This window comes from Streptomyces sp. NPDC002754, from assembly GCF_053592315.1.
This window is the reverse complement of the sequence record NZ_JBSFVM010000002.1, coordinates 498,658-513,205: the sequence shown is the minus strand read 5'-3', so window position 1 is coordinate 513,205 and position 14,548 is coordinate 498,658. Positions and strand designations below refer to the sequence as shown.

Sequence of the window (14,548 nt, the reverse complement as noted above, 5' to 3'; positions counted from 1 at the left end):
CTCCTCGTTCGTTCGCATAGACGCTGATTGTCATGAACGAGAGGGAGAAGTGGCCCGAGCATTACGCGGGTTCGGCTACTTGGAAGTAAGAATTTTCGGCACCGCCTGCGACCAGGGCATACGCCGGGCACGCCACACGCGACGGTCAGCTGTCGAAGCCCAGGCCCGTCGCATCCATCGCCTTGAGCCACAGGTTGCGGCGGCCGCCGTTCTCGTCGGCGCGGGCAAGGGACCACTTGGTGAGCGCGATGCCCGTGGACGCGAACGGTTCCGGCGGGAACGGGAGGGGCTTCTTGCGGACCATGTCCAGCTCCGTACGGTCCGTGCGCTCGCCGGCGAGGAGGTCCAGCATCACGTCCGCGCCGAACCGCGTCGCGCCGACGCCGAGGCCCGTGTAACCGGCGGCGTATGCCACCCGGCCCGCGTGCGCCGTGCCGAAGAACGCCGAGAAGCGGGTGCAGGTGTCGATCGCGCCGCCCCACGCGTGCGTGAAGCGCAGGCCCTCCAACTGCGGGAAGCACGTGAAGAAGTGCTCGGCGAGCTTCGCGTACGTCTCCGGGCGGTGGTCGTGCTCGGCCCGCACCCGGCCGCCGTACGGGTAGATCGCGTCGTAGCCGCCCCACAGGATCCGGTTGTCGGCGGAGAGCCGGAAGTAGTGGAACTGGTTGGCCGAGTCGCCGAGGCCCTGGCGGTTCTTCCAGCCGACCGCCGCCAGCTGGTCCGGCTTGAGCGGCTCCGTCATCAGCGCGTAGTCGTACACCGGGACCGTGTACGCGCGCGTGCGCTTGACCAGTGAGGGGAAGACGTTCGTGGCGAGCGCCGCGTGCCGGGCGAAGACCCGGCCGTACGGGGTGCGGACCGCGACCCCCGCGCCGTTCGAGGACAGCTCCGTGGCCGGCGTGTTCTCGTGGATGCGCACGCCCAGGTCGAGGCAGGCCCGCTTCAGGCCCCACGCCAGCTTCGCCGGGTGCAGCATGGCAACGCCGTGCCGGTCGTGCATCGCCCCGAGGAAGGTGGGGGACGCGACCTGCTCGCGGGTCTCGTCCGCGTCGAGGAGTTCGATGCCGTCGGCGAGACCGGCCTCCGTCAACTCGGCGTGGAATTCGCGTAGTTCGGTGACCTGGTGGGGCCGCGTCGCCACGTCCAGCTCGCCGGTCCGCTCGAAGTCGCAGTCGATGGAGTAGCGGACCACCGCCGACTCGATGGCGTCGAGGTTGGCGGCGCCCAGCTCCTCCAGCTTCTTGATCTCCTTGGGCCAGCGGGCGAGCCCGTTGGCCGTGCCGTGCGTGAGGGAGGCCGCACAGAACCCACCGTTGCGCCCGGAGGCGGCCCAGCCGATCTCGCGGCCCTCGACGAGGACCACGTCGCGCCCTGGGTCGCGCTCCTTGGCGAGCAGCGCGGTCCACAGTCCGCTGTAGCCGCCGCCGACGACCAGGAGGTCGCACGTCTCGTCGCCGGTCAGGGCCGGGCGGGCCTCGGGCCTGCCGGGGTCGTCGAGCCAGTAGGCGACCGGCTTGGCGTCGGCGAGTGAATTCGTCCAGCGATTCATGGCGCGTGCGGCCATGATTCCAACTCCCTCAGGAAATAGCTAAGGTTACGCAGTTTTGTTCTTGCGCTTACCGATGGTCATTGCAGCCAGCACACACAGTACGGCGATCAGGAACATGGCCGTACCGATGACATTGATCTGAACGGGCGTTCCGCGCTGCGCCGAGCCCCAGACGAACATGGGGAAGGTGACGGTCGAGCCCGCGTTGAAATTGGTGATGATGAAATCGTCGAAGGAGAGCGCGAAGGCGAGCAGTGCGCCCGCCGCGATACCGGGCGCCGCGATCGGCAGGGTGACGCGGAGGAACGTCTGCATCGGACCCGCGTACAGGTCCTGCGCGGCTTGCTCGAGGCGCGGGTCCATCGACATCACGCGCGCCTTCACCGCCGTCACCACGAAGCTGAGGCAGAACATGATGTGGGCGATGAGGATCGTCCAGAAGCCCAGCTGGGCACCCATGTTGAGGAAGAGCGTGAGCAGCGAGGCCGCCATCACGACCTCCGGCATCGCCATCGGCAGGAAGATCAGCGAGTTGATCGCGCCGCGCGCCCTGAACCGGTAGCGGACGAGCGCGAAGGCGATCATCGTGCCGAGGGCCGTCGCGCCGATCGTGGCCCAGAAGGCGATCTGGAGGCTCAGCGAGAGCGAGCCGCACATGTCGGCGACGCCGCACGGGTTCTTCCAGGCGTCGGTCGAGAATTCCTGCCACTCGTAATTGAAGCGGCCCTTCGGCTTGTTGAAGGAGAAGACGGTCACGACGATGTTCGGCAGCAGGAGATAGCCGAGTGTGATCAGGCCCGCTATGACGACGAGGTTCTTTCGCAGCCAGCGCATCAGACGAGGTCCTCCGTCCCGGAACGACGGATGTAGAAGGTGACCATGAAGAGAATGGCCGCCATGAGGATGAAGGAGAGTGCCGCCGCCGTCGGATAGTCGAGGATCCGCAGGAACTGTGTCTGGATGACGTTTCCGACCATGCGGGTGTCGGTGGAGCCGAGCAGGTCGGCATTCACGTAGTCACCGGTCGCGGGGATGAACGTCAGCAGCGTTCCGGAGACCACACCCGGCATCGACAGCGGGAACGTCACCTTGCGGAAGGTGGTGAACGGGTGCGCGTACAGGTCGCCCGCCGCCTCGTGCAGCCGGCCGTCGATCCGTTCGAGCGAGGTGTAGAGCGGCAGGATCATGAACGGCAGGAAGTTGTACGTGAGTCCGCACACCACCGCGAGCGGTGTGGCGAGGACTCTGCTGCCATCGGTCATGCCGAGCCAGCTCGTGACATCGAGGACGTGCAGCGAGTTGAGCGCGCCCACGACCGGGCCGCCGTCCGCGAGGATCGTCTTCCACGCGAGCGTGCGGATCAGGAAACTGGTGAAGAACGGGGCGATCACCAGGATCATGATGAAGTTGCGCCAGCGGCCCGCGCGGAACGCGATGAGGTACGCGAGCGGGTAGCCGAGCAGCAGGCACAGGATCGTGGCGAGACCCGCGTACAGGACGGAGCGCAGGAACTGCGGCCAGTACTCGGCCAGCGCGTCCCAGTACGTGGCGAAGTGCCAGGTGACCTTGAAGCCGTCCTCAAGTGACCCTTGCTGCACGGACGTTGAGGCCTGGTAGACCATCGGCAGGGCGAAGAAGACGACCAGCCAGAGGATGCCGGGCAGCAGCAGCCAGTACGGGACGAGGCGGCCGCGCTTGCGTGGCTTCTTTGCCGGTGTCGGCGCCGCAGGTGGCGCGTCGGTGACGGTGCTCATGCGGCGGCGTCCTCCGAGACCTTGGCCGCTCCGGCCTCGATGTCCTGGGTCGCGTCGAGTCCGAAGGTGTGCGCGGGGTTCCAGTGCAGGACGACCTCGGCGCCGGGGGCGAGGCGGCTGTCGCGCTCGATGTTCTGCGCGTAGACCTCGAAGGAGTCGCACAGCGGGCTTTCGATGACGTACTGGGTGGAGACGCCGATGAAGCTGGAGTCGACGATCTTCCCGGTGATGCGGTTGCGGCCGTCGGCGACCTCGCCCGCGTCGTCGGCGTGCGTGAGCGAGATCTTCTCGGGGCGGACGCCGAGGAGCAGTTTGTCGCCGGTGGCCGCGGTGCGCGCGGAGTTGCGGGCGGTGGGCAGGACGAGCTTGCCGCCGCCTGCCTTGAGGGTGAGGTCGTCGCCGGACCGACCCGCGATCTCGGCCTCGATGAAGTTCGAGGTGCCGAGGAAGTTCGCGACGAACGTCGAGCCCGGGTTCTCGTACAGGTCGGTGGGGGCGCCGAGTTGTTCGACGGAGCCCGAGTTCATCACGGCCACGGTGTCGGCCATCGTCATGGCCTCCTCCTGGTCGTGCGTGACGTGCACGAACGTGATGCCGACCTCGGTCTGGATGCGCTTGAGCTCAAGCTGCATCTGACGGCGCAGCTTGAGGTCGAGGGCGCCGAGCGGCTCGTCGAGGAGCAGCACCTTGGGGTGGTTGATCAGCGCGCGGGCGACGGCGACGCGCTGCTGCTGGCCGCCGGAGAGCTGCTGCGGCTTCTTGCGGATCTGCTCGCCGAGCTGCACCAGGTCGAGCATCTCCTCGACCTGCTTCTTCACGGACTTGATGCCGCGCCGGCGCAGGCCGAAGGCGACGTTCTCGTAGATGTCGAGGTGCGGGAAGAGCGCGTACGACTGGAAGACGGTGTTCACCGGGCGCTTGTACGGGGGCAGGGACGTCACGTCCTGGTCGCCGAGGTGCACGGTGCCCGTGGTCGGCTCCTCGAGGCCCGCGATCATGCGCAGGGTCGTGGTCTTCCCGCAGCCGGAGGCGCCGAGCAGCGCGAAGAACGAGCCCTGGGGCACGGTGAGGTCGAGCGGCTGGACGGCGGTGAAGCCGTTGTCGTACGTCTTGCTGATCCCGGAGAGACGGACGTCTCCACCGGTCTCCGACGTCGGAAGGGTCGTCATGGTGAGTCCAAGGAGTCGGTGAGGGCTGAGGCAGGGCCGGGCTGGGACGAGAGCGGGGGTGCCGGGAGGCGGCTCAGCCGCCGGTGAGCTGGGCGAACTTCTGCTCGAACGCCGTGTCTTCCTTGGCCGTCAGGGATCGGAAGTTGTGCGCCTTCGCCGACATCTCCTTGTCGGGGACGATCAGCGGGTCGTTCGCGACGTCCTTGTCGATCTTGGTGAGTTCCGGCTTGACGAGGCCGGTCTCCAGCGGCGAGACGTAGTTGATCCACGCCGCCAGCTCCGCGCCGACCGCCGGCTCGTAGTAGTAGTCCATGAGCTTCTCGGCGTTCGTCTTGTGACGTGCCTTGTTGGGAACCAGCATGTTGTCGGTCGACGAGATGTAACCGGCGTCCGGGATCGCGAACTTGACGTCCGGGTTGTCCGCCTGGAGCTGCACGATGTCCCCGGCCCAGGCGAGACAGGCCGCGAGGTCGCCCTTGCTGAGGTCGGAGATGTAGTCGTTGCCGGTGAAGCGGCGCACCTGCTTGCTGTCGACGGCCTTCTGCACGCGCGCGATGGCCGCGTCGAAGTCGTCGGCCTTGAAGGTGCGCGGGTCCTTGCCCATGTCGATCAGCGTCATGCCGATCGTGTCGCGCATCTCGGAGAGCAGGCCGGCCCTGCCCTTGAGCTTGGGGTCGTCGAGGAGCTGCGAGACCGAGGTGATCTCCTTGCCGCCGGTGGCCTTGGTGTTGTACGCGATGACCGTCGCGATGCCCTGCCAGGGGTAGGAGAAGGAGCGGCCCGGGTCCCAGTCGGGATTGCGGAACTGGGTGGCCAGGTTGGTGTACGCGTGCGGCAGGTTGGCCGGGTCGAGCTTCTGCACCCAGCCGTAGCGGATGAGGCGGGCGGCGAGCCAGTCGGTGAGGACGATGATGTCGCGGCCTGTGTCCTGGCCCGCGGCGAGCTGCGGCTTGATCTTCCCGAAGAACTCGACGTTGTCGTTGATGTCCTCGGTGTACTTGACCTTGATTCCGGTGCGTTTGGTGAAGGCATCGAGGGACGGGCGGTGCTTCTCGTCGTCGCTCATGTCGATGTACTCGGTCCAGTTGGAGAAGTTGATGGTCTTCTCCTTGGCCGAGTGGTCCTCGGACGAGATGCCGCCCGAGGACTTGCTCGCCGCGGGAATGCCGCAGCCGGTGAGGGCGCCGAGGCCGCCGACGGCGAGCACGCCGCCTGCCGAGGCCCGCATCAGGTTACGGCGGGACATCTCTGCCCTGCCGTTCCTGAAGCTGCGGTGCATGGCGGCCAGTTGGGCCGGGGAGAGGCTGTCGGGCTCGTACTGCTCCATGCGCGTGGTTGCCCTTTCGGGAGGGTTGGCGGCCGGTGGTCGGGCGGCCTGTTGCGACTATCGGTCCCCGAAGATCGTGCGGTGCCAGTCCTTGCGCGCCACCGCGGTGTTGTCGAACATGACGTGCTTGATCTGCGTGTACTCGTCGAAGCTGTACGCGGACATGTCCTTGCCGAAGCCGGAGGCCTTGTAGCCGCCGTGCGGCATCTCGCTGAGGATCGGGATGTGGTCGTTGACCCACACACAGCCCGCCTTGATCTCGCGCGTGGCACGGTTCGCGCGGAACACGTTGGTGGACCAGGCGGAGGCGGCGAGCCCGTACGGGGTGTCGTTGGCGAGCCGGATGCCCTCGTCGTCGCTGTCGAAGGGCAGCACGACCAGTACGGGCCCGAAGATCTCGGACTGCACGGCCTCGCTGTCCTGTGCGGCGTCGGCGATGAGCGTGGGCCGGTAGTACGCGCCGTCCGCGAGGTCGCCACCGGGGGCCTCGCCACCGGTCACCACGCGCGCGTAGCCGCGCGCCCGGTCCACGATGGCGGCGACCCGGTCCCGCTGGGCGTGCGAGATGAGCGGCCCGAGGTCGGTGCCGTCGGCGAACGGGTCGCCGAGCCTGACGGTCTCCATCAGGGCTGCCGTCTGCTCCACGAAGGCTTCGTAGAGCGGACGCTGCACGTACGCGCGCGTGGCGGCGGTGCAGTCCTGACCGGTGTTGATGAGCGCCCCGGCGACCGCGCCGTGCACGGCGGCGTCGAGATCGGCGTCGTCGAACACGACGAACGGCGCCTTGCCGCCCAGCTCCAGGTGGATCCGCTTCACGGTGGCCGTGGCGATCTCTGCGACCCGCTTGCCGACGCCCGTGGAGCCGGTGAAGGAGGTCATGGCGACGTCCGGGTGGCCGACGAGGTGCTCACCGGCGTCGCGGCCCGCGCCGCTGATGACGTTGACGACGCCGTCGGGGAGGCCCGCCTCGGTGGCGGCCTGCGCGAACAGGAGCGAGGTGAACGGGGTCAGCTCGGCGGGCTTGAGAACGATCGTGTTGCCGGCCGCTATCGCCGGAAGCACCTTCCAGGCGGCCATCTGCAACGGGTAGTTCCACGGCGCGATGGAGCCGACGACACCGATGGGCTCGCGGCGTACGTACGAGGTGTGGTCGGCGCTGTACTCGCCGGCGGACTGGCCCTGCAGATGCCGGGCGGCGCCGGCGAAGAAGGCGGCGTTGTCGACCGATCCGGGCACGTCGAACTCGCGGCTCAGCTTGAGCGGCTTGCCGCACTGCAACGATTCGAGGCGGGCGAACTCCTCCGCCTTCTCGTCGAGGACCCCGGCGAACCGGTGCATGGCGTCGGACCGCTCGCCGGGCGTCGCACCCGACCAGCCGGGGAAGGCCGCACGCGCGGCGGCGACGGCGGCGTCCACATCGGCGGTGCCCGCCAGTTCGTACGTGTAGACCTCCGCGCCCGTGGCCGGGTCGACGACGGCGTGGGTGCGGCCGGACGTGCCCTTGACGAGGCGGCCCGCGACGAAGTTCGCACCGTCCGCGAAGAGTTCCTGTGCCAGTGCGGCCACGTTCTTGGCCGAGGCGGGATAGTCCGAGGTGAGGTGGTCCGAGGTGGGGTGGTGCATGAGTGCTCGCTCTCGCTTCTCCTGCGTCGGCACGTTCCGGGGGCCGACGTAGCTCCAGCCGCAGCTCCGGCCAGCCGTGGCTCCAGCTCGATTTGAGTGCCGATCCTGACAGAGGACCATCGCGCCAACAAGTGATTCCGTTGTTGCCTTTTGGTTACGCGACGGAATCTGTCGACCGGGTGTCGAGTCCACCTGGAAAACGCAGGACGGATTGTCAGTGGTGCGTGCCAGACTCGCGTGTATGGAGATCGACAGCAGGGAATCGCTGGTCACTGCCCTGGCGGCGGGGACAAGTGTGCAGTACCTGCACTTCTGGGGGCATACGCCGCGTAAGGACGGTTCGATCGGGGCGAGTTGTCTGAGTCAGTGGTGGCGTTCGCCGTTCACGGTGGCGGGCGTGGAGTACGCGACGGCGGAGCACTGGATGATGGCGGAGAAGGCGCGCCTGTTCGGTGACGCGGAGGCGGAGCGCCGCGCGATCGCCGCCGGGCATCCGGCGGAGGCCAAGAAGGCGGGGCGGCTGGTGCGCGGCTTCGACGGCGCGGTGTGGGAGCGGGAGCGCTTCGGCGTGGTCGTCGAGGGGAGCGTCCACAAGTTCGCGGCGGATCCCGGGCTGCGGGAGTTCCTGGTGGGGACGGGTGACCGGGTGCTGGTGGAGGCGAGTCCGACGGACAGCGTGTGGGGCATCGGGATGGCGGCGGACGACGCGGGCGCGGCGGATCCGGAGGCGTGGCGGGGGCTGAATCTGCTGGGGTTCGCGCTGATGGCGGCGAGAGAGCGGCTGCGCTGATCCGGGGGCCGTCCCCGGGGCTCAGGCCAGGACGGCGATCCCGACCCCGACTGCCGACAGCAGCCCGCCCACACCGCAGATGAGCCCGCCCAGCGCCTGCCCGCCGTTGGTCGCGGCCCCGCGCCCGGCGCGCCGCCTGCCGACGACGCCGAAGATCACCGCGAGTACACCCGTCACGATCGCGAGCGGCCACAGCACGAAGCCGATCGCGGTGACGATGCCGAGCACGAGGGCCGCGACACCGAGTCCGTTGCGGGGCGGCGGGGCCCCCGGGACCCCGTGGCCGTACGCGTACCAGTAGGCCCCGTACGGGAACGGTGTCGGCCCCTCCGGGCCGATGGGCGGTGGCGGTACGGGCTCGTCCGGCGCCGCGTACGGATTGGCGTACCCGTACGCGGAGGGCGCGGGCGGCGCGCGCCACGGGTCGTACTCGCTCATCCGCTCATGCTAGGCACCCCGTCCGTGCCCTGGGTCTCCCCGCATACGATGACGAGGCCCCGATCAGCCGATCACCCAAGTTCCTGGGGAGGAAACCGTGAGCCAGAGCCCGAGTCACAGCGAGAGCCAGAGCCCGAGCCAGGGCCTGCAAGCCTTCATCACCGGACTGCCGAAGGCGGAACTGCACGTCCACCACGTGGGCTCCGCCTCCCCCAGGATCGTCTCGGAGCTCGCCGCCCGGCACCCCGACTCGAAGGTCCCTGCGGACCCCGAGGCGCTCGCCGAGTTCTTCACGTTCACGGACTTCGCGCACTTCATCCAGGTGTACCTGTCGGTGGTCGACCTGATCCGCACGCCGGAGGACGTCCGCCTCCTCACGTTCGAGATCGCCCGCGACATGGCCCGGCAGAACGTGCGGTACGCGGAGCTCACCCTCACCCCCTTCTCCTCCACGCGCCGCGGCATCGACGCCCGCGGCTTCATGGAGGCGATCGAGGACGCGCGCAAGTCGGCGGAGGCCGAGTTCGGCACGGTGCTGCGCTGGTGCTTCGACATCCCCGGCGAGGCCGGTCTGGAGTCGGCCGAGGAGACGGCGCGGCTCGCCACGGACGACGCGCTGCGCCCGGAGGGCCTGGTGTCGTTCGGGCTCGGCGGGCCCGAAGTGGGCGTGCCGCGCCCGCAGTTCAAGCCGTACTTCGACCGGGCGCGCGCCGCGGGCCTGCGCTCGGTGCCGCACGCGGGCGAGACGACCGGGCCCGAGACGGTGTGGGACGCGCTGAACCACCTGGGCGCCGAGCGCATCGGACACGGCACGTCGGCGGCGCAGGACCCGAGGCTGCTCGCACACCTCGCCGAGCACGGCATCCCGCTGGAGGTGTGCCCGACGTCGAACATCGCGACGCGCGCGGTCCGCACCCTCGAAGAGCACCCGCTCAAGCAGTTCGTGGACGCGGGCGTGACGGTGACCATCAACTCGGACGACCCGCCGATGTTCTCCACGGACCTCAACACCGAGTACGCGGTGGCGGCCCGCCTCCTCGACCTCGACGAGCGGGGCGTGGCGGAGCTGGCCAAGAACGCGGTGCGGGAGTCGTTCCTCGACGAGGCCGGCAAGGCGCGCATCGTCACGGAAATCGACACGTACACGGAGAACTGGCCCGCATAGAGCCCCTGCGGCGATTGAGCAGCGGGGTCCGGGGCAGAGCCCCGCGACCGATCGCCGGGTGACGCCCACCCACTGCCGCTCAAGGCCACAATGGTGGCCATGCGCACTGTGACTGCCGTGGCCCACCGAGGCGACCCCTACCGAGTCCGTGAGAACACCCTCCCGTCCCTGCGCTCCGCGTTGGAGCGGGGCGCGGACGTGGTGGAGATCGACGTACGACTGACGCGGGACGCGGTCCCGGTACTGCTCCACGACTCCACCCTGGAGCGCCTGTGGCAGCACGAACGCCCGCTGTCGGCGCTCTCCGGCGACGAGGTGCGCGGCCTTACGGAGGGCGGCGTGCCCACCCTTGCGGACGCCCTGGAGGCGTGCCGCGACGCCCGCGTCATGATCGACCTGCCGGGCGCCGACGCCCGTACGGTACGCACGGTCATCGGCGCCGTCCGCGACTGCGGCGCGGAAGACCGGGTCTACTACTGCGCGGGCGCCGAGACGATGCTCAAGGTGCGCGCCGCGTCGTCCTCCGCCGAGATCGCGCTCACCTGGACGTCGCTGGCCCCGCCCCGCCCGGCCGTCCTCGCGGCGATCACCCCCCGCTGGCTCAACTACCGCTTCCCGCTGGTGACCCGGGACCTGGCGACCCGCGTCCACCACGACGGCTACCTGCTGTCGGCGTGGACCCCGGACACCAGGCGCTCGGTACGCAGGCTGCTCGACATCGGCGTGGACTCCATCACGACAAACCGAATCGACGTCCTGACGTCGCTGCGCACGACCTGACCAACCGATGCGCCACCCCATGCGAGACCGCCGTCGCCGCGGCCGCCCAGGCCACCCCGGCGACGACGTCACGGGCCCGGCCAGGGCGCAGCACCCCGGCCTGCCCCAGCCGCCGCCGCGCCCACAGGGCGAACGGCACGACGAGTACCGGCGAGGTCGCGACGCCCGGGGTGTAGCCGCGCACGGCGAAGGACTGGCCGATGTGCAGCAGACCGTGCGCCCCGAAGCCGTTCAGCACGGCCTGGTACGTGGCGTTGCGGCCGCCACTCGCCCATCCGGCGAAGGCCCCCGCGCCGACGATCCCGGCCATGACGCCGACGGCGGCGGTGAACTCCCGCTCGTCGGCGCCCTCCACGACCCGCCACACCCGCTCGGGCGCGCCCGGCCACCGTTCGCGCAGCCGCGGCACGTTCTTCCGGATCCAGCGCGAGGCCGTGAGCACCTCTTCGGTGTCGTGCAGCGCCCAGGCGGCGAACAGCCCCAGGGTCACCGCGGCCCCGACGGACGACTGGTCATCAGCGGTCATGGCGACAGCTTATGGCGGCCTCAACTGGGCTCCCTGTAGGCCCTGTTGTGACGTGCGTCGCGGTTCACAGCCCCGCGATCCTGTTCCACCGCTTCGAGAACTCGGTCCGCTCCGCCGGCCTGATGTCGCGGGCGATCGCGAGCCGCGAGCGCATCCGGTCGTCGGGGAAGATCAGCGGGTCCTCGGCGAGCTCGGCGGTCTCCTTGTCCTTGGACGAGGCGAGCACGTCCCGAGCCGCCGGCACCGGGCACACGTAGTTGACCCACGCGGCCAGCTCCGCCGCGACCTCCGGCTGGTAGTAGTAGTCGATCAGGCGCTCGGCGTTGGCCTTGTGGTCGGCGAGGTTGGGGATCATCAGGGATTCCGCCCAGAGCTCGGCGCCTTCCTCCGGGACGACGAACTCGATGTCCGGGTTGTCGGCCTGGAGCTGGATGATGTCGCCGCTGTACGCCTGGCAGGCGAGGACGTCGCCGCTGGACAGGTCCTTGATGTAGTCGTTGCCGGTGAAGCGGCGGATGTGCTTCGCCTTCACCAGCTTCTCGACCTGTTCGCAGATCTTGTCGAAGTCGGCGCCGGTCCACTTGGTGATGTCGACGCCGTTGCCCTGCATGAGCAGGGCGAAGGACTCGTCGAGGCCGGAGAGCAGGGTGACCCGGCCCGCCAGATCGTCCGCCCACAGGTCGGAGACGTGCTTGATCTCGCGGCCCAGCTTCCGCTTGTTGTACGCGATGCCGGTGATCCCGGACTGCCACGGCACGGTGTACTTGCGGCCCGGGTCGAAGGCGGGCGAACGCAGCAGCGGGTCGAGGTACTTGGTGACGTTCGGCTGGTGCGCGCGGTCCATCTCCTGGACCCAGCCGAGGCGCACGAACCGCGAGCACATCCAGTCGGAGATGACGATGAGGTCGCGGTCGGTCTTCTGGTGGTTCATGAGCGACGGGCTGATCTTGCCGAAGAACTCGTCGTTGTCGTTGATCTCCTCGGTGTACTTGACCTGGATCCCGGACCGCTTCTCGAACGCGTCGAGGGTGGGCCGCTTCGAGGGGTTGTCGTCGTCGACGTCGATGTAGAGCGGCCAGTTGGCCCAGGTGAGCCGCTTCTCACCGGCGGACAGATCGTGGCCCGCCCGCTCACCCGGCGAGACGTACGCCGCGGGCACCCCGCAGCCGGCGGCGAGGCCGCCGACCGCCGCTGCCACGGCACCACCGCCCGCGGCGCGCAGCAGGGAACGACGGGTGGCCTGGTGGGATATCGGGTTCGCTGGCACGAACTCAGCCTCTCGCTCGGGCGCTTGGCCTCACAATGGACGCTGCGTCGAGCGGGGCCGTTCCCGGCGGACACCTTGTCGATGTCGAACGCCGCGCCGTTCTCACGTCACGGGGATCCGCCCCGGACCCCGCCGCTCAATCTCCCCCAGCTACCGCTGGGAGGTGCCCCCTGCAGAGGTTTGAATGGCCCGCACGTATCGGCCCGTCACCCACCTCTGCACGGCCCGCGCCGCCGGCCCGCCCACCCGTGCGTACCACCGCCCCGGCCGCGAGAACGCCCGGATCCGGAACCACACGGACCCGTCCGCATCCCGCTCGACGAGGAACGCCTCCTCGCCGCACTCGGGATGCCCCGGCAGCGTCCCGTACGCGAAGCCGATCCGGGATCCGTCACGCACGACCCGTACCACCCGGCAGGGAATCCGCAGGAACAGCGTCCGCAGCCGCACGTCCGCGCCCTCCCGGACATCGTCGCCCGGCGTCACCCGGAGCCCGGCCCCGCGCTGCGCGCCCCACGAGAGGACCGCCGCACCGGCCCGCTCGAAGCACTCCTGCCCCGAGCCGAGCCGGACGCGGCGGTCCAAGTGGGCGTACCCCGGCGGCAGTTCGCCTGCCACCAGGGTCGCGCCGACCTCCGCGTACGTAAGAGGGATCACGCGTCGAGCGACGTCATCACGTGCTTGATCCGCGTGTAGTCGTCGAAGCCGTACGCCGACAGGTCCTTGCCGTAGCCCGACTTCTTGAAGCCGCCGTGCGGCATCTCGGCGACGAGCGGGATGTGGGTGTTGATCCACACGCAGCCGAAGTCGAGGACCTTGGACATCCGCATCGCGCGGCCGTGGTCCTTCGTCCAGACCGAGGAGGCAAGGGCGTACTCGACGCCGTTGGCGTAGGACACCGCCTGCTCCTCGTCCGTGAAGGACTGGACGGTGATGACCGGGCCGAAGACCTCGTTCTGGATGATCTCGTCGTCCTGCTTGAGGCCCGAGACGACGGTCGGCGCGTAGAAGTAGCCCCGGTCGCCGACCCGGTGGCCGCCGGCCTCGACCTTGGCGTGCGCCGGGAGCCGCTCGATGAAGCCGGTGACCTGCTTGAGCTGGTTGGCGTTGTTGAGCGGGCCGTACAGGACGTCCTCGTCGTCGGCCGCGCCGGTCTTCGTCTCGGCGGCGATCTTCGCGAGCGCGGTGACGAACTCGTCGTGCACCGACTCGTGGACGAGGACGCGGGTGGCGGCGGTGCAGTCCTGGCCGGCGTTGAAGTACCCGGCCTCGGCGATGCCCTCGGCCGCCTTCTGGAGGCCGGCGTCCTCGAAGACGACGACCGGGGCCTTGCCGCCCAGCTCCAGGTGGACCCGCTTGAGGTCCTTGGCGGCGGACTCGGCGACCTGCATGCCGGCGCGTACGGAGCCGGTGATGGAGGCCATCGCCGGGGTTTTGTGCTCGACCATCGCGCGGCCGGTGTCGCGGTCGCCGCACACCACGTTGAAGACGCCCTTGGGCACGATCGAGCCGATGATCTCGGCCATCAGGACGGTGGAGGCGGGCGTCGTGTCCGACGGCTTCAGCACGACCGTGTTACCGGCGGCGAGCGCGGGCGCGAACTTCCACACGCCCATCATCATCGGGTAGTTCCACGGCGCGACCTGCGCGCAGACGCCGATCGGCTCGCGGCGTACGAAGGAGGTCAGGCCCTCCATGTACTCGCCGCCGGAGCGGCCTTCCAGCATGCGCGCGGCGCCCGCGAAGAAGCGGATCTGGTCGAGCATCATCGGGATCTCTTCGCTGCGGGTGAGCCCGAGGGGCTTGCCACAGTTCTCCGACTCGACGGCGATGAGTTCCTCGGCGCGCTCCTCGAACGCGTCCGCGATCTTCAGGAGGTACTTCTGCCGCTCGCCCGGGACCAGGTCGCGCCAGGCCGGGAACGCGGCCTCGGCGGCGGCCATCGCGGCGTCGACGTCGGCCTGCCCGGACAGCGGCGCGGTCGCGTACGCCTCGCCCGTGGCGGGGTCGACCACCTCGGTGGTCCGTCCGTCGGCGGCGTCCTTGAACTCACCGTCGATGTAGTTGCGCAGACGACGAAGCTCACTCGTGCTCACTGCCGGCCCTCCTGACTGTTCGCTGTCCAAAGATTGAGACGCCCACCCTAGACCGAGGACCGAC

The 14,548-nt window shown here is 69.4% G+C and carries 14 protein-coding genes; 3 read left to right on the top strand and 11 right to left on the bottom strand.

What is annotated here, in order from left to right; genetic code table 11:
- Positions 1–145: 145 nt before the first annotated feature.
- From ACWD2L_RS09765 to ACWD2L_RS09740, 6 genes are all read right to left on the bottom strand, one after another.
- A complete protein-coding gene (locus ACWD2L_RS09765) occupies positions 146–1,564 on the bottom strand; it encodes an NAD(P)/FAD-dependent oxidoreductase (RefSeq protein ID WP_351340715.1) in 1,419 nt (472 codons plus the stop codon).
- A gap of 30 nt (positions 1,565–1,594) precedes the next feature.
- On the bottom strand, positions 1,595–2,383 hold the full coding sequence (locus tag ACWD2L_RS09760; RefSeq protein ID WP_351340713.1) for an ABC transporter permease: 789 nt from the start codon (positions 2,381–2,383) through the stop codon (positions 1,595–1,597).
- Entirely contained in the window at positions 2,383–3,303 is a 921-nt protein-coding gene (locus tag ACWD2L_RS09755) for an ABC transporter permease (protein WP_351340711.1), read from the bottom strand. Before ACWD2L_RS09755 ends, ACWD2L_RS09760 begins: the two co-directional genes overlap by 1 nt.
- On the bottom strand, positions 3,300–4,472 hold the full coding sequence (locus ACWD2L_RS09750; protein WP_351340708.1) for an ABC transporter ATP-binding protein: 1,173 nt from the start codon (positions 4,470–4,472) through the stop codon (positions 3,300–3,302). Before ACWD2L_RS09750 ends, ACWD2L_RS09755 begins: the two co-directional genes overlap by 4 nt.
- A gap of 73 nt (positions 4,473–4,545) precedes the next feature.
- Positions 4,546–5,799, bottom strand: a complete 1,254-nt coding sequence (locus ACWD2L_RS09745; RefSeq protein ID WP_351340705.1) for a polyamine ABC transporter substrate-binding protein — start codon at positions 5,797–5,799, stop codon at positions 4,546–4,548.
- A 57-nt stretch (positions 5,800–5,856) separates the two neighbouring features.
- Complete coding sequence (locus ACWD2L_RS09740; RefSeq protein ID WP_351340704.1) at positions 5,857–7,422, bottom strand: gamma-aminobutyraldehyde dehydrogenase; 1,566 nt, start codon at positions 7,420–7,422, stop codon at positions 5,857–5,859.
- A gap of 241 nt (positions 7,423–7,663) precedes the next feature.
- On the opposite strand from ACWD2L_RS09740, the gene ACWD2L_RS09735 reads away from it, so the two are divergent.
- Positions 7,664–8,212, top strand: a complete 549-nt coding sequence (locus tag ACWD2L_RS09735; protein WP_351340701.1) for an NADAR family protein — start codon at positions 7,664–7,666, stop codon at positions 8,210–8,212.
- A 21-nt stretch (positions 8,213–8,233) separates the two neighbouring features.
- On the opposite strand, the gene ACWD2L_RS09730 is transcribed toward ACWD2L_RS09735, so the two are convergent.
- Entirely contained in the window at positions 8,234–8,650 is a 417-nt protein-coding gene (locus ACWD2L_RS09730) for a DUF4190 domain-containing protein (RefSeq protein ID WP_351340699.1), read from the bottom strand.
- A 97-nt stretch (positions 8,651–8,747) separates the two neighbouring features.
- On the opposite strand from ACWD2L_RS09730, the gene ACWD2L_RS09725 reads away from it, so the two are divergent.
- Together ACWD2L_RS09725 and ACWD2L_RS09720 are read left to right on the top strand one after the other, a co-directional pair.
- The gene (locus tag ACWD2L_RS09725; RefSeq protein ID WP_351340697.1) at positions 8,748–9,815 is read left to right on the top strand and encodes an adenosine deaminase; all 1,068 of its coding nucleotides are present in this window, start codon (positions 8,748–8,750) and stop codon (positions 9,813–9,815) included.
- A 99-nt stretch (positions 9,816–9,914) separates the two neighbouring features.
- Entirely contained in the window at positions 9,915–10,595 is a 681-nt protein-coding gene (locus ACWD2L_RS09720) for a glycerophosphodiester phosphodiesterase (RefSeq protein ID WP_351340694.1), read from the top strand.
- On the opposite strand, the gene ACWD2L_RS09715 is transcribed toward ACWD2L_RS09720, so the two are convergent.
- From ACWD2L_RS09715 to ACWD2L_RS09700, 4 genes are all read right to left on the bottom strand, one after another.
- A complete protein-coding gene (locus ACWD2L_RS09715; RefSeq protein ID WP_351340692.1) occupies positions 10,549–11,121 on the bottom strand; it encodes an HXXEE domain-containing protein in 573 nt (190 codons plus the stop codon). The two genes, ACWD2L_RS09720 and ACWD2L_RS09715, sit on opposite strands and share 47 nt — an antisense overlap.
- A gap of 64 nt (positions 11,122–11,185) precedes the next feature.
- The gene (locus ACWD2L_RS09710) at positions 11,186–12,388 is read right to left on the bottom strand and encodes an ABC transporter substrate-binding protein (protein ID WP_351340689.1); all 1,203 of its coding nucleotides are present in this window, start codon (positions 12,386–12,388) and stop codon (positions 11,186–11,188) included.
- A 150-nt stretch (positions 12,389–12,538) separates the two neighbouring features.
- A complete protein-coding gene (locus ACWD2L_RS09705) occupies positions 12,539–13,045 on the bottom strand; it encodes a DUF1990 family protein (protein WP_351340687.1) in 507 nt (168 codons plus the stop codon).
- The gene (locus ACWD2L_RS09700; protein ID WP_351340685.1) at positions 13,042–14,484 is read right to left on the bottom strand and encodes a gamma-aminobutyraldehyde dehydrogenase; all 1,443 of its coding nucleotides are present in this window, start codon (positions 14,482–14,484) and stop codon (positions 13,042–13,044) included. Before ACWD2L_RS09700 ends, ACWD2L_RS09705 begins: the two co-directional genes overlap by 4 nt.
- Between the last annotated feature and the right edge of the window lie 64 nt (positions 14,485–14,548).

Coding starts and splice junctions, on each gene's coding strand:
- ACWD2L_RS09765 (WP_351340715.1), bottom strand. CDS start 1,564: ATGGCCGCACGCGCCATGAATCGCTGGACGAATTCACTCGCCGACGCC.
- ACWD2L_RS09760 (WP_351340713.1), bottom strand. CDS start 2,383: ATGCGCTGGCTGCGAAAGAACCTCGTCGTCATAGCGGGCCTGATCACA.
- ACWD2L_RS09755 (WP_351340711.1), bottom strand. CDS start 3,303: ATGAGCACCGTCACCGACGCGCCACCTGCGGCGCCGACACCGGCAAAG.
- ACWD2L_RS09750 (WP_351340708.1), bottom strand. CDS start 4,472: ATGACGACCCTTCCGACGTCGGAGACCGGTGGAGACGTCCGTCTCTCC.
- ACWD2L_RS09745 (WP_351340705.1), bottom strand. CDS start 5,799: ATGGAGCAGTACGAGCCCGACAGCCTCTCCCCGGCCCAACTGGCCGCC.
- ACWD2L_RS09740 (WP_351340704.1), bottom strand. CDS start 7,422: ATGCACCACCCCACCTCGGACCACCTCACCTCGGACTATCCCGCCTCG.
- ACWD2L_RS09735 (WP_351340701.1), top strand. CDS start 7,664: ATGGAGATCGACAGCAGGGAATCGCTGGTCACTGCCCTGGCGGCGGGG.
- ACWD2L_RS09730 (WP_351340699.1), bottom strand. CDS start 8,650: ATGAGCGAGTACGACCCGTGGCGCGCGCCGCCCGCGCCCTCCGCGTAC.
- ACWD2L_RS09720 (WP_351340694.1), top strand. CDS start 9,915: ATGCGCACTGTGACTGCCGTGGCCCACCGAGGCGACCCCTACCGAGTC.
- ACWD2L_RS09715 (WP_351340692.1), bottom strand. CDS start 11,121: ATGACCGCTGATGACCAGTCGTCCGTCGGGGCCGCGGTGACCCTGGGG.